Genomic DNA, 18,137 nt, shown 5'->3' on the forward strand with positions numbered 1-18,137 from the left:
CGCTTTTAATAACAAACGAAAGTACCTTCAATTAATTATTGAAATTGGGATCAACGGCTTTTGGAGACCAATCATTTAAAAATTTTTCAACTTTTTTAACGTCATATCCTGAATTGTTGTCTTCTAAAAAATCAGATTGCTGCGTATGAATTCTTTCACCTTTTTCATTTAAGATTACGAATACTGGAAAACCAAAACGTTGAGGATAGCCTAACTTAGCTAAAATAGACTCATTTTTATTTTCTTTTGAATAATTTAAATGATATACAATATAATTTTCCGTTAAAATATTCTTTATAGCATCGTTATTTTGAGTTAGAGTATTGAATCGAATACACCAGATACACCAATTTCCACCGATTTGAAGCAAAATAAATTTTTTTTCTTTTTTAGCTTCACTAATACAAGAATCAATTTTTTGTTGAGCATGATCTTCAGGATTATATATTTTTTTATCTTGTGAAAATACCATTGAGACAAAAAATATACATAGAACTAAAAATTTGATTTTCATTTTTATCAAGGGTTTTCGGGTGATTCTTCTTCTTTTAATTGTTGTTGCTGATCTTTAGTTAATTTACTTTTAAGATTATCAATAACTTTATCATATATATGCTGTAAAGCATTTACATCTGTATAGTAATATATGTAACTGTTTTGAAAAATTTCTTTAGTGGTATGATGAGCCTTAAATATAGAAACGTATGTATCAAAAGCAGTTTCTTGATCCAATGGAAGATTGGTTGGAGTTTGTTTATATAAATATATGTCACTTAAAATAGCAATCATATCCTTTTTAGAGAGCAGATGTTCAGGTTTTTCAAGCGGGTGTTGGCATGAAAAAAGCACTAAAGACAGACTAATAAATATATAAAAATAAAGCCTCATAATCTTCCTAATAAAGACATAAATTTCATTTTAATTACTCCGAAAACAGCTTCACTGATGATGGCTCCACTCATCTTCGATTTTCCTTTAGTTCGGTCTGTAAATATAATAGGAATTTCTACAATTTTAAATTTTTTGCAATACGCTCTAAATTTCATTTCAATTTGAAAGCCATATCCTACTAATTCCACTTGATCTAGAGGTAATTCCTCCAATACTTTTCGAGTGAAACATACAAAACCGGCAGTAGAATCGTTAATGGGCAATCCGGTAATCAAACGCACATATTTAGAGGCAAAAAAAGAAAGTAGCACCCGATTCATCGGCCAATTAACTACATTAACACCCTGGCAATAACGAGAACCAACAGCTAAATCTGCTCCATTTTTACAAGCCCGATACAGTTTAATTAAATCATTAGGATTATGTGAAAAGTCAGCATCCATTTCAAAAATATAATCATATCCCTTTTGCAATGCCCATTTAAAACCATGAATATAGGCTCTTCCCAAGCCATTTTTAGTACTTCGAACTTCTAAAAAAAGACGATTGGAATATGTTGGAATTAAGTCGGCAACCGTCTCTCCTGTGCCATCAGGAGAAGAATCATCTACAATCAATATATCGAAATCCTCTTCCAGGCTAAACACACATGAAATGATATCTTCAATGTTTTCAATTTCATTGTATGTAGGAATTATGACTAGTTTTTTATCGGACACAGTATATTGTTTTTAATAAAGTAAATTTATGTTTCTAGCAACATTAGCAACAAAGGTAATCCAAAATTATAAGTTAGTTGGATAAAAAATAAGAAAACAAGAGTTCTCTATCAGTTTCTTTTTCAGCTTCTTCAAATAAGGTAATTAATTGTTTAAACTTTTGGAGTTTATCTAAATCTAAGTTTTGGAAATTAATTTTTACAGGCAACTCAATAATACCGGTAAGCGTATCCCAAAGTCCGTCCAAATTATTGGCCGTATGAGAATCAAGGCCGAATTTTTTTTGAAAAACTCGGTAAAATTTAGGTAAAGAAGAAATAGATTGGAAATCAAAAGAAACTGTTTTCATCTTTGTTGAAAAGTCTTATAATGGTCATAAGTTACAAAAATTAGTCCATCATTCGAAAAAATAACACGATCGGCACCTCTCATACCGCATTTATAATTTAAATCGGCTTCCGTCCATTTTCTTCCCTTTTTCGATGGAATCTTATTTTCTCTATTTTTAAATATATCCCCGCCAATTATTTTACCCGGGAGTATTTGACATAAATTACCTTTTTCGGGTTTCCAACCGGCTTTACGCGCATCTAATCTTTTAATATAATAATTTGGTAAGGAATGATGTATTTTTATATAATTTATAACAATATCTTCTGAACTTAGCTGTTCTATATTAAATTGCCCAACATTTAATTTTTTAGTTGAAAGGTTATAACTAAGGATTAAGGAAATTATTATTAAAACACTAAAGAAAAGACTATAAAAAAAGGGTTGTTTTTTAATTTTCATGCTAATAATTCAAATATAAGTAATAAAATTATCTAAATAATGAATAAGTTTTTTTACTTTTGCCAAATTTCTTTTATATCATGTATATAGAAAGTAATAAAAATCCAAAAATAAAGAATTTAGTAAAATTATTAGAAAAAAGTAAAGAAAGGAAAAGTCAAAGGAAATTCATTGTTGAAGGCAAAAACGAAAATTTTTTCGCCTTAAAAAATGGTTTTGTTCCTATTGAATTTTACATACAACCACATATTTTTCAAGATTCTATAACACTTCCTTCTTCCGCTATAAAATATGAAGTATCACAATCTGTTTATGATAAGATCGCTTATAGGAAACTATCTGAAGGCATACTGGGGGTTTATGAATATAAGACCTATGAATTAGACCAAATAAAATTACCGAATCGCCCATTTATCCTGGTTATTGAATCAATTGAAAAACCGGGTAATCTTGGGGCAATATGCAGGTCAGCAGATGCGTTTGGTGTAGATATGGTTGTAGTATGTGAAGAAAAAGCAGATCTGTATAATCCCAATGTACTACGGTCATCGGTAGGAAGTTTTTTTAATATTCCTATTATATCAACAAATAATGCAAATATATATGATTTTCTTATAAAAATGGGTGTGCCAATTTATGCTACTTATATGACTGAAACCTCAAAAATTATACAAAATGTTGATTTTACCCAATCAGCTGCAGTCATATTTGGAACAGAGCATTCCGGTATTTCTGATTTTTGGAAAGATAAAATAAAAGAAAATATACTAATTCCTATGAAAGGACAAATAGATTCATTAAATGTAAGCAATGCAGTTGCAATTGTTTGTTATGAAGTGGAAAGACAAAAAATCATGTTAAACAAGCACTTATGAAAATAATATTTGCAAACTTTATGTGTATTATGTCATAAAAATATATTATTCTTGTTCTTTATTAATTAGAACTTATATCTTTGTATGAAATTGTTTAGAAAAAGAGAACATTGTTACTCTATTATTTGTTGAAAAAAACAAGAATATTGTAATATAGTTGGATAAATAACACTAAAAAGCTTAATAAAGTAAGACTAAAATTTGTACAACTATGTTTGAAATTTTTAAAGACAAATCAGGTGCTTTTCGATTTAGACTGAAAGCAAAAAACGGGCAAATTATCCTGGCAAGTGAAGGATACACCCAAAAAACAAATTGTCAAAAAGGTGTTAGTTCTGTAAAAAGAAATTCTAAAAACGAAGATCGTTTTGAATTGAAACAGTCCACTAACAAAAAATGGTTCTTTAACTTAAAAGCCGGTAACGGACAAATAGTAGGAACCAGCGAGCTTTATGACAATGAAACTAATGCTAAGAATGGTGTAAAATCAGTAATGAACAATGCCCCGACAGCAGAAACGGTTGATTTATCTAAATAGAAAAATTTACCGGAGCCTATAAATTAGGTTTGAATATTTACTAAAAATAAAAGCTGTGAATTTTCACAGCTTTTATTTTTTATAACTAAGAAATGATTTTTTTACGATAGGGTATTTTTAATTCTTTTTAAAGCTTCAATAAGATCTTTTTCAGAAGCCGCATACGATAATCGTATGCAATTACTGTCTCCAAAACATACACCACCCACTGTTGCTACATGTGCTTTTTCTAATAATAATAAAGCAAAATCGTCGGAATTTGTAATCTTATGTCCTTGAATAGTCTTTCCAAAATAAAAAGATACATCAGGAAAGAAATAAAATGCTCCGGCCGGTTTATTAACTTTAAATCCCGGAATTTCGTGCAATAAATTGTATATAAGCTCCCTTCTCTTTTTAAAACCGTCAATCATATAATTAATAACTGAAGGATCAGCTTCAATAGCTGTTATAGATGCCATTTGAGCAATACAATTTGCTCCTGAGGTCATTTGTCCTTGAATTTTATCACAAGCATCAGTAAGCCATTTTGGGCCTCCTAAATATCCAATTCTCCAACCTGTCATGGCATACGATTTGGAAACGCCGTTAATTGTTACAGTCTGATTAAAAACTTCAGGAAATTGAGCTATACTTTCGTGTTTTCCTTCGTAATTTATATATTCATATATTTCATCAGAAATAATAATTACGTTAGGATGCTTTTCCAATACCTTAGCTAAGGCATATAATTCCTCTTTAGTATAGACGGTTCCCGAAGGATTACATGGAGAGCTGAATAAAAACGCTTTGGTTTTTGGAGTTATAGCATTCTCAAGCTGTTCGGGTGTGATTTTAAAATCAGTGTCAATGGTAGTAGTTACCACAATATTTTCCCCTCCGGCAAGTTTAACCATTTCATAATAGCTTACCCAATAAGGAGCAGGAACGATTACTTCATCTCCATCATTAATGATTGAAAGCAATACATTAATAATAGACTGTTTTCCTCCGTTCGAAACTACTATTTGATCAGGTTTATATTCTAAATTATTGTCTCTTTTAAATTTATTAGCAATAGCTTTTCTTAATTCAAGATATCCGGGAACGGGTGTGTAGGATTTAACACCATCATTAATCGCTTTGATGGCAGATTCCCTTACAAATTCAGGAATTTCAAAATCAGGCTCTCCCAAAGTTAAGCTAATAACATTGATTCCTTGAGCTTTTAATTCTCGAGCTTTGTTAGACATAACAAAGGTTTGAGAATAGCTAAGACGATTAACGCGATCGGATAATAAATTCATTTTGGACTAATTAATTTTTATTGTTTTTCAAAACTCAAAAATACAGTATTTTTTTAGATTAAAATAGTTTTATAAGATAAAAATATGAAGAGTATTCAGTTCAAAATCAGTAAATATAAACTCTTTTTATAGAATACATTTTTTGTGTATTTTTGTAATCTTATTTTATATTCTGTAATTTGAGAAGAAAAAAAAATATACTAATTCCCAATTTAGAGCTTACTACTGCCGGAGCTAAAGGGGTTGCGATAGGAAAAACTGAAGAAGGAAAAACAGTATTAGTAGGATATGCCGTACCGGGGGATGTAGTTAATGCCCAGGTAATTAAGTCTAAAAAAAATTATTACGAAGCTAAAGTTTTAGATTTTATTAAATATTCTTCTGATCGAGTGGATCCCGAATGTATGCATTTTGGAATATGCGGAGGTTGTAAATGGCAAAATCTTTCTTATGAAAAACAATTAGAATATAAAGAGAAAGAGGTTTACAATAATATAAAAAGAATTGGAAAAATTGATAATTTTCAAGAATTAACCATTGTCCCTTCAACGGATAAGTATTTCTACAGAAATAAAATGGAATTTTCCTTTTCTAATGCTCGATGGTTGACATCTGAGGAAATACAATCCGATATAGATATTGAAGATAAAAATGCGTTGGGTTTTCACATACCTCAACAATGGAATAAAGTATTAGACATTAAAGAATGTTTTTTACAACAAGAACCTTCAAATAAAATCAGAAATTCAATTAAAGAGTTTGCTTTAAAGCATAAGATGGAATTTTATGATTTTAAAGAACAAAGCGGATTTCTTAGAACATTAATGATTCGTTCTAATTCTAAAAATGATCTAATGGTTTTGTTACAGTTTTTTAGAGAGGATGAGCAAAATATTGGCAAAATATTGAACTATATTCGTGAAGAATTTCCTGAAGTAAAAACGATTCTTTATGCAATAAATTCTAAAGGAAATGACAGCTTATATGATTTGGATGTTAAAATATTCCATGGAAATGGTTTTTTAACGGAGGAGATAGAAGGACTAAAATTTAAAATTGGACCCAAATCATTTTTTCAAACTAATTATAAACAAGCCGTAAAATTATACGAAATAGCAAGAGATTTTGCAGATTTAAAAGGCGATGAAGTAGTGTATGATCTTTATACAGGAACAGGAACCATAGCGCAATTTATTTCTCGTAAAGCAAAAACGGTGGTCGGTGTAGAAGCGGTACCCGAGGCAATAAAAGCTGCGAAAGAAAATGCAGAGTATAATAATATTAAAAATTGTCGTTTTTATTGTGGAGATATGAAAGATATTTTCACGGAAGAATTTATTCATGAAAACGGTCATCCGGATATTATTGTTACCGATCCGCCGAGAGAAGGAATGCATAAAAATGTAGTAGACACTATATTACGCATAGCCCCCCAAAAAATAGTTTATGTAAGTTGTAATTCAGCAACACAAGCTAGGGATCTGGAGTTGATGAAAGAAAAATATGAGGTTGTAAAAGTTCAAGCTGTAGATATGTTTCCACAGACTTATCATGTTGAAAGTGTTGCGCTTCTTAAACTAAAATAAAAATGTTTCAAAAAAAAATAAATATACTATTCGTCCTATTCTTTATAGGTTTACTTGTTTTTTCCTGTGTAGATGATGATGTTTGCGACAAAGTTACTACACCAAGATTGACTATAGAATTGGATAGTTTAGGTAATAAATATAAGAAAACCCGATTATATGTTGACAGGAAAATGCCGGATGGTTCTGTACATTCGGAAGGTGTCTTTCTTGGGAAAGACAGTATTCAATTACCATTAAATTCTTTATCCGATGAAACTGTTTTTTATTTATATGATACACTGCATACTCCGGATTCAAGTAAAAATATTATTACAATAAAATACCTGACTGATCAGCAATTTGTTTCAAAGGCATGTGGATTCAAGATAATATTTAATGAGGTAACTTATGATGCAACTGCGCTTACAACTATAAAATCCTTAACAGGTCAAACTAATCAAATTTATAATGAATCCTCTACGAATTTACGTATTGCTTATTAGTGTATTTCTGGGTATATATGCTCATTCCCAAACTAAAAGCAACGATTCTGTCCCGGTAAAAAATCCAAAGCATCAACTATTTATAGGAGTGGATTTATTAAATCCGGTTGCTGGTTTTTTTGCAGATAAAAAAAATTATAGTAGTTTTATTGCTTATAAAATTAAAAATAGGTGGTTGGCTATTGCCGAAGTAGGGTATGAAAAAAATATTTATAATAAAAATAACTGGAATATTGATGCAAAAGGAGTTTTTGGAGAAATAGGAATAAATTATATTTTAACTAACAACTATGAAAAATCAGGCGAAGGGTTTTATATAGGAGGAAGATTTGGTTATTCCCCTTTCAAGCAAAATGTAAAAAAATATCCTCTTAAGGGAATGAATCCCGAAGGGCAAATACAAATAATTGGAGAAGGTTCTTTACCGGAAGCAAATGTAAGTTCCGGCTGGTTAGAAGCAGTGACAGGAGCTAAAGTTCAAATTGGAAACTCACCGTTTTATATTGATTTCATGGTTCGTCCGAAATTTCTATTGTTTTCCAGCAAACAGAAAAATGTAGACAATTTAGTTATTCCCGGGTATGGAAAAGATAAGGGATCGGCAAATATATCTCTTTTCTGGGGGATATCTTATAAATTATTTTAATCCTATTAAAACCTATTGTATTACTAATAGATAAAATAATTAATAAAATATAAATTATATTTTTGTAAAATATTTAAATATATGAATATTACAATTGTTGGGACAGGATATGTAGGACTGGTTTCAGGAACATGCCTTGCAGATTTGGGACATAGTGTACATTGTGTTGATATAAATGAAGAAAAAGTTACCTTGATGAAAAGTGGGCAAGTACCCATTTATGAACCACAATTAGAAGAAGTATTTCTGAGAAATATAAAAGGAGGTCGTTTGTTTTTTACCACGGATTTGAGTGAAGCAATGCGAGTTTCAAATGTAATATTTTTAGCCTTGCCAACTCCTCCTGGAGAAGATGGTTCAGCGGATCTGTCTTACGTACTGGAAGTTGCCGGTCAAATAGGAGATCTAATGACTGAATATACCTTAATTGTAAATAAAAGTACGGTTCCGGTAGGTACAGCAGAAAAAGTCAAAAACCTGATAAAATCAAAAACACAAGTACCTTTCGATGTAGTTTCAAATCCGGAATTTTTACGAGAAGGATACGCTGTGGAAGATTTTATGAATCCTGAAAGAGTAATTGTGGGAGCTGGTTCACAAAAAGCATTTGAAATAATGGATAAAATTTATTTGTCCTTAACTAATGCCGGTGCTAAAATGATAAAGATGGATGAAAAATCTTCTGAGTTAACAAAATATGCTTCCAATTCTTTCTTAGCCACCAAAATCACCTTTATGAATGAAGTAGCTAATTACTGCGAAAAGGTAGGAGCAGATGTTGATAAAGTACGATTAGGTATGGGGTCGGATGAAAGAATCGGGAATCGATTTTTATTTCCGGGTGTAGGATATGGAGGGAGTTGTTTTCCCAAGGATGTAAAAGCTTTAATTAAAAGCGGAAAAGAAGTTGGATATACTTTTGAAATTTTAGAATCTGTAGAAGAGGTAAATCAAAGACAAAAAACCATATTAGTGCCTGAAGTCGAAAAATATTTAGGTGATTTAAAAAATAAACAAATAGCAATTTGGGGGTTAGCTTTCAAAGAAAATACGGATGATATTCGGGAAGCTTCCTCACTTGAAATAATTAACATGCTTCTGGATAAAGAAGCGAAAGTAAAAGCATACGATTCGATTGCTGTCAATAATGTAAAAAAAATATTAGGCAATAAAATAGAATATGCCAACAATATGTATGAATGTGTAGAAGGAGCAGACGCTTTAATTATTGTAACAGAATGGGGTGAATTTAGACATCCCCATTTTGATATTTTAGAAAAAAAGATGAATAATAAAGCTATTTTTGATGGAAGAAATCTTTATAATGTAGATGAATTAGAAATTCATGGCTTTTATTATAAAAGTATTGGTAGGAAATTAATAAATGGATAGATAATTTTAAATAAATGAAAAAATTAATAATTACAGGAGGAGCCGGATTTATCGGATCTCATGTAGTCAGAAGATTTGTAAATCAGTATCCGGAATATAAAATTTTAAATTTAGATGCATTAACTTATGCAGGTAATTTAGAAAATTTAAAAGATATAGAAAATAAGCCTAATTACCAATTTTTAAAAGCCGATATAACTAACGAAGAACAAATAAAAGAAATATTTTCAGAATTTCAACCGGATGGAGTAATACACTTAGCCGCAGAATCTCATGTAGACAGGTCCATAACCACACCTTTGGAATTTGTAAAATCTAATGTTATAGGCACGGTTATTCTTTTAGATGCTGCAAAAAAAGTATGGAATAATAATTATGAAGGTAAAAGATTTCATCATGTATCAACAGATGAAGTGTATGGTACATTAGGTGAAACCGGTTTTTTTACTGAAGAAACAAAATACAATCCTCACTCCCCTTACTCGGCTTCGAAAGCCTCATCAGATCATTTTGTAAGAGCATATACAGATACCTATGATTTACCGGTGGTAATTACCAATTGTTCTAATAACTACGGACCTAATCATTTTCCGGAAAAATTTATCCCGTTGTTAATTCATAATATTATTAATAATAACCCATTACCTGTATATGGTGATGGAAATTATACCCGTGACTGGTTGTATGTAATTGACCATGCCATAGCTATTGACCAGGTTTTTCATAAAGGAAAAAACAAAGAAAATTATAATATAGGAGGTTTTAACGAATGGAAAAATATTGATTTAGTTCACTTATTATGTAAATTGATGGATAAGAAATTAGGAAGAAAAGAAGGAGAAAGTGCTAAATTAATAACTTTTGTTAAAGATCGTCCCGGACATGATTTACGTTATGCTATTGATGCTACTAAAATAAACAAAGAGCTAGGATGGAAACCTTCCGTAAATTTTGAGGAAGGATTAACTAAGACTATTGATTGGTATATGGATAATCAAGATTGGTTAAACCACGTAACCAGTGGCTCATATCGAAAATATTATGATGAACAATATGATTTAACGTAATACCTATCATGAGTAAAATAAGTGTATTTATTTTTTCGTTGTTATTTATAATAAATTCTTGTACACAAAGTAAGGAAAGTAAAAAACAAACAACTAATACCTATCAAAAAGAAGGATTATCTATTAATTTACCTTTACATTGGAAAGTTAAAAACGATTATTTCAAAGAAGGAGTTAGATATCTTGAATTAGACAAATACACTAATTACAAAATAGAAAGTACCATAGCGATTAGCATTTTTAATAAGAAATTATCTGCCGACTCTATAGTAAGTGATCAAATCAATCAACTTCAATTTTTTTATCAAAAAGTAAATTTTAAAGTTACAAGCAAAAATAAATCAACCCATCTTGGTAAGTTTAATTGGATAACTACCTATTACGAAGCCGATGATACCAGAGACAAAGTTTACGGTGAAGTTGGGGCTATGCACTATGAAGATAAAACAATTACTTTACAAATAGTTGAAGATAAAAATAATACTGATAGGTCGGATTATAATGTTATGTTTAATACATTTATAATAAAATAATTATATGAAAGGAATTATATTAGCTGGAGGATCCGGAACACGATTATACCCACTTACCATTGCAGTAAGTAAACAACTTATGCCTGTTTATGATAAGCCTATGATCTATTATCCATTATCGGTTTTAATGGATGCAGAAATTAAAGATATATTAATTATTACCACACCTCATGATCAAGAGGCATTCAAAAAATTGTTAGGAGATGGTTCAGATTTCGGATGTAACTTAACTTATGAAATCCAACATACGCCGAACGGTTTAGCTCAAGCTTTTGTTATAGGTGAAAAATTTATAGGAGATGATTCGGTGGCATTAATATTAGGAGATAATATTTTTTATGGAGCAGGTTTAAGCCAATTATTGAGATCCAAAACCAATCCAAAAGGAGCTATAGTTTTTGCTTACCATGTAAATGATCCGGAAAGATATGGGGTAGTTGAATTTAATGAAGATATGAAAGCTATATCCATAGAAGAAAAGCCATTAAATCCAAAATCAAACTATGCAGTACCGGGATTATATTTTTACGATAATAAAGTAGTAGAAATAGCAAAAGAATTAAAGCCGTCAGCTAGAGGAGAGTATGAAATTACAGATGTAAACAAAGTATATTTAGAAAACGAAGAGTTGGAAGTTGGAGTTATGGACAGAGGTACAGCTTGGCTGGATACTGGAACTTTTGATTCTCTTCATGATGCTACGGAATATATACGTGTAATTGAAAAACGACAAGGTATAAAAATTGGATGTATTGAAGAAACTGCTTATAAGAGAGGATTTATTTCTATTGAAAAATTATATAAGATTGCTAATAAATATGGAAAAAGCGGGTATGGAGAATATCTTAAAAATATTACCTATTATAAACGTTAGTGCTTATTATTAAATGGAAGAAACTCAGAAATGGACTGAAAATATAAGTGCAAAGCATTCTTTATTAGATTTTAAGCTTAAAGAAATTTGGGATTATAGGGACTTATTAGTTCTTATGGTAAGGAGAAATTTTGTTGCTAACTATAAGCAAACCATTCTAGGTCCCCTTTGGTTTTTTATAAATCCAATTATAACTTCTTTAATGTTTACGGTTGTTTTTGGGGGGATTGCCGGTATAAAAACAGATGGAATACCGGGTATTTTATTTTATTTATCGGGTTTAACTCTTTGGAATTATTTTCAAGATTGCTTAACAGGAACTTCATCAGTATTCAGAGATAATGCAAGTATTTTTGGAAAAGTATATTTCCCTCGCTTAATCATGCCTTTGTCAATAGTTATCGGTAATTTATTGAAATTTTTAATTCAATTTATTTTATTTCTGATATTTTTGTTTTATTATATATTTAAAGGAGTTCATCTTCAAACAAATATATATGCTATTTTACTTCCTATTTTACTTGTTCTTATGGCAGGTATAGGACTAGGTTTAGGTATGATTATTAGTTCCATGACAACTAAATACAGAGATTTATCCTATTTATTGTCATTTGGAGTGTCATTACTTATGTATGCTACTCCAATCATTTATCCTATATCCATGATTTATAACAAACTTCCCGAAAATTTTCATTGGTTAGCTATGATTAATCCTATTTCACCGATTATAGAAGCCTTTAAATACGGCTTTCTAGGAGAAGGAGTTTTGAGTTGGGGAGGCTTATTATATAGTACTCTATTTGCTTTTTTTAGCATATTTTTTGGTATTATAATTTTTAACAAAGTGGAAAGAAGCTTTATGGATACTGTTTAATTGATGCATAAATTATTATATTTATCCAAAAATTTATAAAAAGTATATTCATTATTTTCCAATATGAATCTAGCAATAAAAATAGAAAATATTTCAAAACTATATAGATTAGGTCAGGTAGGTACCGGAACTTTGCAGCAGGATTTTAAACGATGGTGGTGGAAAACAATAGGCAAGGGTGATCCTTTCGCTAAAATAGGAGAAACGAATGATAGAACGACAAAAGGTTCTTCAGATTTTGTGTGGGCATTGAAAGAAGTTAGTTTCGACGTTAAGCAGGGTGAAGTCTTAGGCATTATAGGAAGAAACGGAGCAGGAAAATCAACCTTATTAAAAATACTATCTAAAACTACATCTCCTACATCAGGATGTATTAAAATTAATGGTAGAATAGCCTCTTTATTGGAAGTGGGAACCGGGTTCCATCCGGAATTAACAGGCAGAGAAAATATTTTTTTAAACGGGGCTATTTTAGGAATGACTAAAAGAGAAATTCGATCCAAATTTGATGAAATCGTAAATTTTTCAGGTGTTGAAAGATATATAGATACTCCGGTAAAAAGGTATTCCTCCGGCATGTATGTACGATTGGCATTTGCTGTTGCAGCCCATCTAGAGCCGGAAATATTAGTTGTAGATGAAGTATTAGCTGTAGGTGATGCGGAGTTTCAAAAAAAATGCCTAGGAAAAATGAAAGATGTAAGTGTTAATGATGGAAGGACCGTACTATTTGTAAGCCATAATATGGCAGCAATAAAAACACTATGCAACCAGGGGGTGGTTATGCAACATGGTGGCGTATCTTATATGGGAGGGGCTTTGGAATCCGTTGAATATTATCAAAAATTAAATAATGTTCCATCATCTCTTGAACATAATGGAGATATTGATTCCGCACCGGGAAATGAAAATATAAAGATATTAAAGTTTACTACTCAACCTGTGAAAGGTAATTATTTAACAATTTCTTCAGGATTAGAATTTGAATTAGTATTTTTTAATTATAAACAAGGCATAAATTTAGATGTTACTTTTGAATTAAGAAATTCTGATGAGATCGTTATTTTTCATACAGGAGAGTTAGTGACAGTGAATAAAGATTCCAAAAAAGGAATTTATATAGTTAAAGGCCATATAGAACCCAATTTATTAAATGCCGGAGTTTATAAATTTAACTTAATATTTGGGGAAGATCAGAAATACCCATTATATATTCAAAACGAGGTAATTCAATTTGAAATATTAAATGAATCATTGGGCTCAAATAACAATTTACTACCGGGAGTAATTCGTCCGGACCTTAACTTTTCGAATAAGTTTTATGGATAAAAATGAAAAACCGAATATTATATAATGAATAAGCCGCATATTATAGAATTATCAAAAATAGGATCTTCAGCTTTAGGATATATCACAGTTGCTGAAGAAAATTTAAATATTCCTTTTAAAATTAAAAGAGTATATTGGACTTATTTTACCCCTCAAGATGTGCAGAGGGGAGGTCATGCTCATAAAGAACTTGAGCAATTAATATTTGCTGTTTCAGGAACAATTGAAATTACTACTGAAGATATATATGGAAATATAGATACATTCCTCTTAGATTCTCCTGAAAAAGGATTGTATATTCCCATTAAAGTTTGGGGTGATATTAAATTTTCACATAATGCGGTCTTATTATGCTTGGCATCTGACTATTATAAGGAACAAGATTATATTAGAGATTATGAAGATTTTAAAAAATTAACAAAATGATTAAAATTCATCCAACATCGGATGTACAAACTCATAATATCGGGGATAATACTTTCATTTGGCAGTTTTGTGTTATATTAAAAAACGCAATCATCGGTAATAATTGTAATATTAATTTTAATGTTTTTATAGAAAACGATGTTACAATTGGAAATAATGTAACCATCAAATCGGGTGTTCAGATTTGGGACGGAGTCACTATAGAAGATGATGTTTTTATTGGTCCCAATGTTACCTTTACTAATGATTTAATACCCCGTTCAAAGCAATATCCTAGTGAATTCCAAAAAACAATTATAAAAAAAGGAGCATCTATAGGGGCAAATTCAACCATAATTGCAGGACATAGTATTGGAGAATATAGCCTAATTGGAGCAGGAAGTGTGATAACGAAAGATATTCCCCCCTATACGGTTTGGTATGGCAATCCCGCAATTCAACAAGGCATAATATCAAAAGAAGGTAAGATTCAAAAATTATGATAAAATTTTTAGACTTGAAAAAAATCAATCTTCAATTTCAAAAAGAAATCGAAGATGAAATTATAAAAGTATATCGATCAGGATGGTATCTTTTAGGAGAAAAAGTTAAAGAATTTGAAAATAATTTGGCAAAATATATTGGAGTAAATGAAGCAATAGGAGTTGCCAATGGATTGGATTCTTTACGATTAATAATTAAAGGTTATAAAGAATTAGGAGTAATAAATGAAGGGGATGAAGTAATCGTTCCTGCCAATACATACATAGCTTCGGTTTTAGCTGTTTCAGAAAATGGATTGATTCCAATTTTTGTAGAACCTGATGAACAAACCTTTAACATAGATATATCAAAAATTGAAGAAAAGATAACCCCTAAGACTAAAGCAATTATGATTGTCCATTTATATGGACAAGCCGTGTTTTCCAATGAATTAAAATTATTGGCACAAAATTATAATTTAAAAATTATTGAAGATAATGCTCAAGCAATTGGAGCAGAATGGGAAGGTATTAAAACAGGAAACTTAGGAGATGCTTCAGGCTTTAGCTTTTATCCGGGAAAGAATTTAGGAGCTTTAGGAGATGCGGGAGCAGTATGTACCAATGATACAGAATTAGCGCAAACCATAAGAACTTTGGCTAATTATGGATCACAGAAAAAATATGTGAATAAGTTTCAAGGATTAAATAGTAGGTTAGATGAAATACAAGCTACAGTTCTTAACCTAAAATTGAAATATAATGATCAAGAAAATCAGAAAAGGAGAGAGGTTGCTAATTATTATTTAAACCATATAAGAAATCCTAAGATTGAATTACCTAAAATTGAAAATTGTCTTCAAAACCATGGGCATGTTTGGCATATATTTGTAATTAAATGCAAACAAAGAGATGAATTACAAGAATATTTATCAAAAAATAATATTCAAACTTTAATTCATTATCCTATACCACCTCATAAACAGGAAGCATATTCAAATTATAATCATTTACTATTACCAATAACAGAAAAATTAAGTAAAGAAATTTTAAGCATTCCCATTTCACCTGTTTTAACTCAAGATGAAATAAAAAAAGTAGTTGATCAAATAAATCAATTTTAAGTTATAAGCTTATTGTGGATAAAGAATTACCTTTAGTTAGTATAGTAGCTATCAATTATAATAATAGCAAGCATCTAGTAGAAACTTTAGATAGTATTGATCAGCAAACGTATAAGAACATTGAACTAATAATTGTTGATGATTGTTCCACAGATGATAGCGTAAAAAAAATAGATCAGTGGTTGCTCACTTATAATAAACCATTTCAATTTATAAAGCATATTGAAAATAAGGGAATTTGTAAAACTATTAATGACGGATATAAAGTTGCCAAAGGGAAATATATTTCATCGATAGCAACAGATGATCTCATGTTGCCTAAAAAAACCGAAATCCAAGTTCAATTATTAGAGAATACAGATGATCGTATAGGAATGGTTTTTTCTGATGTTTATCTTATGGATGAAGACTCTAATCCTATAGAAGGTAAATTTATTGAAAAATATAAATCAAATGTATTTCATATAAATTCCGAAAATATATATGAAGAATTATTAAAAGGAAATTTTATACCGGCTATGTCCATAATGCTTAAAAGTGATATTTTATCTAAAATTGGCTATTTTGATGAAAACTTAAATTATGAAGATCTTGATATGTGGTTAAGAATAGCTGAAAAATATAAAATACAATATTCAGAATATATTTCAGCTAAATATAGAATTCATAAAAATAGTATTACACAAAAGTTATCTAGAGATAGATGGGCTGTGGATGATATTAAAATATATAATAAACATAAAAATAATTCCCCAATTGCTAAATATTTTCTTAATAAATTAATATATGATTCATTCATTAAAGATAATTATGATGTATATAAGTTTTTGAAAAATAATAAAATAAACAAACAGATAACTTGTATGAGTAAAATATGGGGAATGAATTATCTATCACATAGAAAAAAAATAGATTTGTATAATAAAACAATGAGTATATATAAATATTATTATAAGCTCATTGCTTTTATGAAATATCAAAAGTGTCTCATTTAAATTGGCTCGTTATTAATTTGAAAATAATTCATTAATAAAATAAATTCCATAAGTTTATCAAGTGTAAAAATTTTTTTCTTAACTATCTATAAAATAAAATCAAGAATTACTTATTTAAAAATTAATTATATCTTCAATAATAAATTCAAATCCAAGACTTAAATACATATATATAAATTAAATTAGAAAGATAAAGTTATACCAATATGGTAAAATAATTTTTTCAATTCAATTTGAAAAAAATTTAATAAACCTTTATTTATAATTAATAAAAATTTCATACATATATGATAAACGAAAATTACGAATGATATCAATAATAGTTTCCTCATATAATAATAAATGGTTTCAATCATTTAGTAAAAGTGTTAATGAAACTATTGGAGATAATATTATCTATGAGATTATAAATATTTGGAATCCAAAATTAATGGGAATATGTTGTGCATACAATCAAGGAGCTCAACAGGCTAAATATGAAAATTTACTTTTTATTCATGAAGATACCATATTTATAACCAAAAATTGGGGAAATAAGTTACTGAACTTATTGTCAGATAAAAACATTGGAGTTGTTGGAGTTGCAGGTTCTACTTATGTGCCCAATGTTCCGGCTTTTTGGTGGGGAATAAAAGAAGTTTGTTTTTTTAATTTAATACAATCAGATGCAAACGATGAGAATGTGTTAACTTACAGATTAGATGACAAATACGGAAATAGCAAAAAAGTTTATTCGTTAGATGGGGTTTTTTTGGCTTGCAGAAGGGATGTATATTCAGAATTTCCATTTAATGATAAAATAAAAGGATTTCATGGTTATGATATAGATTTTTCATTGAGAGTTGCTTCAAAATATATTAATATTGTTACAGGAGAAATATTAATTAAACATTTTTCATATGGTAATTTGTCTAAAGAATGGTTTACAGAACTAATAAATATTCGGTCAAATTATTCAATACCTAAGGAACAAAAAAATAATAAAGAATATGAATTAAATAAATATTATGTATTTATAAGTTATTTATATAAATACAAAACACCTTTTTTTTGGTCATTAAATAAACAAATAAAATATTTAAACTTACAAAAGTTGGGAGTAAAAGGTTATATGAAAGTAATTTTCAAAATTATGAAATATGTTAAATTCTCTTTAATTAGAAATTTTAAATTAACAAAATCTAGTTAAGAAATGCCTATTTCATAATTATTGAAAATTTTATATTAAAAATTTTTCATGCATA

General features: G+C 29.4%; 22 protein-coding genes. 16 read left to right on the plus strand and 6 right to left on the minus strand.

Features of this window, described 5'->3' with window-relative positions:
• Positions 1–31: 31 nt before the first annotated feature.
• The 5 genes from G8C41_RS09315 to G8C41_RS09335 all read right to left on the minus strand — a co-directional run bounded on the left by G8C41_RS09315 (position 32) and on the right by G8C41_RS09335 (position 2,402).
• On the minus strand, positions 32–514 hold the full coding sequence (locus G8C41_RS09315; RefSeq protein WP_166007456.1) for a thioredoxin family protein: 483 nt from the start codon (positions 512–514) through the stop codon (positions 32–34).
• Positions 515–519: 5 nt separating this feature from the next.
• On the minus strand, positions 520–888 hold the full coding sequence (locus G8C41_RS09320; RefSeq protein ID WP_166007458.1) for a DUF4296 domain-containing protein: 369 nt from the start codon (positions 886–888) through the stop codon (positions 520–522).
• Complete coding sequence (locus G8C41_RS09325) at positions 885–1,610, minus strand: polyprenol monophosphomannose synthase (RefSeq protein ID WP_160542898.1); 726 nt, start codon at positions 1,608–1,610, stop codon at positions 885–887. The genes G8C41_RS09320 and G8C41_RS09325 overlap by 4 nt, the downstream gene beginning before the upstream one ends.
• 73 nt (positions 1,611–1,683) lie before the next feature.
• Positions 1,684–1,959, minus strand: coding sequence for a barstar family protein (locus G8C41_RS09330; RefSeq protein ID WP_166007459.1), 276 nt, complete (start codon positions 1,957–1,959; stop codon positions 1,684–1,686).
• Positions 1,956–2,402, minus strand: coding sequence for a ribonuclease domain-containing protein (locus G8C41_RS09335; protein ID WP_166007461.1), 447 nt, complete (start codon positions 2,400–2,402; stop codon positions 1,956–1,958). The genes G8C41_RS09330 and G8C41_RS09335 overlap by 4 nt, the downstream gene beginning before the upstream one ends.
• An 80-nt stretch (positions 2,403–2,482) precedes the next feature.
• On the opposite strand from G8C41_RS09335, the gene G8C41_RS09340 reads away from it, so the two are divergent.
• Entirely contained in the window at positions 2,483–3,277 is a 795-nt protein-coding gene (locus tag G8C41_RS09340) for a TrmH family RNA methyltransferase (RefSeq protein WP_166007463.1), read from the plus strand.
• Between the two features lie 211 nt (positions 3,278–3,488).
• Positions 3,489–3,815: a YegP family protein gene (locus G8C41_RS09345; protein ID WP_055425503.1), complete on the plus strand. Its 327-nt coding sequence runs from the start codon at positions 3,489–3,491 to the stop codon at positions 3,813–3,815.
• 101 nt (positions 3,816–3,916) lie between these two features.
• Here G8C41_RS09345 and G8C41_RS09350 read toward each other — a convergent pair whose 3' ends face one another.
• Entirely contained in the window at positions 3,917–5,101 is a 1,185-nt protein-coding gene (locus G8C41_RS09350) for a pyridoxal phosphate-dependent aminotransferase (protein ID WP_166007465.1), read from the minus strand.
• Between the two features lie 179 nt (positions 5,102–5,280).
• On the opposite strand from G8C41_RS09350, the gene rlmD reads away from it, so the two are divergent.
• From rlmD to G8C41_RS09420, 14 genes are all read left to right on the plus strand, one after another.
• Positions 5,281–6,687: a 23S rRNA (uracil(1939)-C(5))-methyltransferase RlmD gene (rlmD, locus tag G8C41_RS09355; RefSeq protein ID WP_166007467.1), complete on the plus strand. Its 1,407-nt coding sequence runs from the start codon at positions 5,281–5,283 to the stop codon at positions 6,685–6,687.
• Positions 6,688–6,689: 2 nt separating this feature from the next.
• Entirely contained in the window at positions 6,690–7,172 is a 483-nt protein-coding gene (locus tag G8C41_RS09360) for a DUF6452 family protein (protein ID WP_166007469.1), read from the plus strand.
• Complete coding sequence (locus G8C41_RS09365) at positions 7,138–7,818, plus strand: DUF6048 family protein (protein ID WP_166007471.1); 681 nt, start codon at positions 7,138–7,140, stop codon at positions 7,816–7,818. Before G8C41_RS09360 ends, G8C41_RS09365 begins: the two co-directional genes overlap by 35 nt.
• Positions 7,819–7,899: 81 nt before the next feature.
• Entirely contained in the window at positions 7,900–9,210 is a 1,311-nt protein-coding gene (locus G8C41_RS09370; protein ID WP_166007473.1) for a UDP-glucose dehydrogenase family protein, read from the plus strand.
• Positions 9,211–9,224: 14 nt separating this feature from the next.
• Positions 9,225–10,277: a dTDP-glucose 4,6-dehydratase gene (gene rfbB / locus G8C41_RS09375; protein WP_105296532.1), complete on the plus strand. Its 1,053-nt coding sequence runs from the start codon at positions 9,225–9,227 to the stop codon at positions 10,275–10,277.
• Positions 10,278–10,285: 8 nt separating this feature from the next.
• Positions 10,286–10,810, plus strand: coding sequence for a hypothetical protein (locus tag G8C41_RS09380; protein ID WP_105296533.1), 525 nt, complete (start codon positions 10,286–10,288; stop codon positions 10,808–10,810).
• A 4-nt stretch (positions 10,811–10,814) separates the two neighbouring features.
• Positions 10,815–11,684 (plus strand): glucose-1-phosphate thymidylyltransferase RfbA, encoded by an 870-nt coding sequence (rfbA, locus tag G8C41_RS09385; RefSeq protein WP_166007475.1) that lies wholly within the window; start codon positions 10,815–10,817, stop codon positions 11,682–11,684.
• 13 nt (positions 11,685–11,697) lie between these two features.
• On the plus strand, positions 11,698–12,558 hold the full coding sequence (locus G8C41_RS09390) for an ABC transporter permease (RefSeq protein ID WP_105296535.1): 861 nt from the start codon (positions 11,698–11,700) through the stop codon (positions 12,556–12,558).
• A gap of 63 nt (positions 12,559–12,621) precedes the next feature.
• A complete protein-coding gene (locus G8C41_RS09395) occupies positions 12,622–13,887 on the plus strand; it encodes a polysaccharide ABC transporter ATP-binding protein (RefSeq protein ID WP_166007477.1) in 1,266 nt (421 codons plus the stop codon).
• A 24-nt stretch (positions 13,888–13,911) separates the two neighbouring features.
• Positions 13,912–14,313 carry a sugar 3,4-ketoisomerase gene (locus tag G8C41_RS09400; protein WP_105296537.1) on the plus strand — a complete coding sequence of 134 codons (402 nt, stop codon included), beginning with the start codon at positions 13,912–13,914 and terminating at the stop codon, positions 14,311–14,313.
• Complete coding sequence (locus G8C41_RS09405; protein ID WP_105296538.1) at positions 14,310–14,795, plus strand: acyltransferase; 486 nt, start codon at positions 14,310–14,312, stop codon at positions 14,793–14,795. Before G8C41_RS09400 ends, G8C41_RS09405 begins: the two co-directional genes overlap by 4 nt.
• The gene (locus G8C41_RS09410) at positions 14,792–15,898 is read left to right on the plus strand and encodes a DegT/DnrJ/EryC1/StrS family aminotransferase (RefSeq protein WP_166007479.1); all 1,107 of its coding nucleotides are present in this window, start codon (positions 14,792–14,794) and stop codon (positions 15,896–15,898) included. Before G8C41_RS09405 ends, G8C41_RS09410 begins: the two co-directional genes overlap by 4 nt.
• Positions 15,899–15,912: 14 nt before the next feature.
• Positions 15,913–16,893 carry a glycosyltransferase gene (locus G8C41_RS09415; protein ID WP_166007480.1) on the plus strand — a complete coding sequence of 327 codons (981 nt, stop codon included), beginning with the start codon at positions 15,913–15,915 and terminating at the stop codon, positions 16,891–16,893.
• Between the two features lie 307 nt (positions 16,894–17,200).
• Positions 17,201–18,082: a glycosyltransferase gene (locus tag G8C41_RS09420; protein ID WP_166007482.1), complete on the plus strand. Its 882-nt coding sequence runs from the start codon at positions 17,201–17,203 to the stop codon at positions 18,080–18,082.
• Positions 18,083–18,137: the final 55 nt, after the last annotated feature.

It is taken from the genome of Apibacter sp. B3706 (assembly GCF_011082725.1).
GTDB lineage: Bacteria > Bacteroidota > Bacteroidia > Flavobacteriales > Weeksellaceae > Apibacter.

Bases quoted from the DNA above. Each gene is read 5' to 3' on its own strand.
- G8C41_RS09350 (WP_166007465.1), bottom strand. From the start codon at position 5,101: ATGAATTTATTATCCGATCGCGTTAATCGTCTTAGCTATTCTCAAACC.
- G8C41_RS09390 (WP_105296535.1), top strand. From the start codon at position 11,698: ATGGAAGAAACTCAGAAATGGACTGAAAATATAAGTGCAAAGCATTCT.
- G8C41_RS09400 (WP_105296537.1), top strand. From the start codon at position 13,912: ATGAATAAGCCGCATATTATAGAATTATCAAAAATAGGATCTTCAGCT.
- G8C41_RS09330 (WP_166007459.1), bottom strand. From the start codon at position 1,959: ATGAAAACAGTTTCTTTTGATTTCCAATCTATTTCTTCTTTACCTAAA.
- G8C41_RS09380 (WP_105296533.1), top strand. From the start codon at position 10,286: ATGAGTAAAATAAGTGTATTTATTTTTTCGTTGTTATTTATAATAAAT.
- rfbB (WP_105296532.1), top strand. From the start codon at position 9,225: ATGAAAAAATTAATAATTACAGGAGGAGCCGGATTTATCGGATCTCAT.
- G8C41_RS09315 (WP_166007456.1), bottom strand. From the start codon at position 514: ATGAAAATCAAATTTTTAGTTCTATGTATATTTTTTGTCTCAATGGTA.
- G8C41_RS09335 (WP_166007461.1), bottom strand. From the start codon at position 2,402: ATGAAAATTAAAAAACAACCCTTTTTTTATAGTCTTTTCTTTAGTGTT.
- G8C41_RS09405 (WP_105296538.1), top strand. From the start codon at position 14,310: ATGATTAAAATTCATCCAACATCGGATGTACAAACTCATAATATCGGG.
- G8C41_RS09320 (WP_166007458.1), bottom strand. From the start codon at position 888: ATGAGGCTTTATTTTTATATATTTATTAGTCTGTCTTTAGTGCTTTTT.
- G8C41_RS09360 (WP_166007469.1), top strand. From the start codon at position 6,690: ATGTTTCAAAAAAAAATAAATATACTATTCGTCCTATTCTTTATAGGT.
- G8C41_RS09345 (WP_055425503.1), top strand. From the start codon at position 3,489: ATGTTTGAAATTTTTAAAGACAAATCAGGTGCTTTTCGATTTAGACTG.
- G8C41_RS09410 (WP_166007479.1), top strand. From the start codon at position 14,792: ATGATAAAATTTTTAGACTTGAAAAAAATCAATCTTCAATTTCAAAAA.
- G8C41_RS09420 (WP_166007482.1), top strand. From the start codon at position 17,201: ATGATATCAATAATAGTTTCCTCATATAATAATAAATGGTTTCAATCA.
- G8C41_RS09395 (WP_166007477.1), top strand. From the start codon at position 12,622: ATGAATCTAGCAATAAAAATAGAAAATATTTCAAAACTATATAGATTA.
- rfbA (WP_166007475.1), top strand. From the start codon at position 10,815: ATGAAAGGAATTATATTAGCTGGAGGATCCGGAACACGATTATACCCA.
- G8C41_RS09370 (WP_166007473.1), top strand. From the start codon at position 7,900: ATGAATATTACAATTGTTGGGACAGGATATGTAGGACTGGTTTCAGGA.
- G8C41_RS09365 (WP_166007471.1), top strand. From the start codon at position 7,138: ATGAATCCTCTACGAATTTACGTATTGCTTATTAGTGTATTTCTGGGT.
- G8C41_RS09340 (WP_166007463.1), top strand. From the start codon at position 2,483: ATGTATATAGAAAGTAATAAAAATCCAAAAATAAAGAATTTAGTAAAA.